Consider the following 318-nt stretch of genomic DNA (forward strand, 5'->3'; position numbering starts at 1 on the left):
GGCGTAAAGTATTTAACGTATACGCTAAAGTATTGTTTGCCCTGCCTAGTGAGCATTACTCATTTGCAAAACAAGCGCCTACTTGGCAGCAATATCGCGATGAATTTTTACTTCAAAAAAACAGTAAAACCGCCCTACTGTTTAGCGCGCCTAATCTTACTATTACTTCTGCAGATAAAGCTTCTAGCAATAAAAACCAACTGCACATAATTGCCGGGCGCACCCACGCTAAAAATTTACTCCAACACGGTAAATTACAAACGCAGTTTGATTGGCTCGATGACGAGTTTGCAATAGACGCTATTAATAATATTATTG

At 39.3% G+C, this 318-nt stretch carries 1 protein-coding gene; it reads left to right on the top strand.

Annotation, left to right across the window (positions count from 1 at the left end):
• A partial coding sequence (locus AAEY62_RS21345; protein ID WP_502935536.1) for a DUF6942 family protein occupies positions 1-318 on the top strand: 318 nt, incomplete at both ends.

It is taken from the genome of Pseudoalteromonas sp. GW168-MNA-CIBAN-0100 (assembly GCF_040309225.1).
In the GTDB taxonomy this organism is placed as follows: Bacteria; Pseudomonadota; Gammaproteobacteria; order Enterobacterales; family Alteromonadaceae; genus Pseudoalteromonas; species Pseudoalteromonas arctica.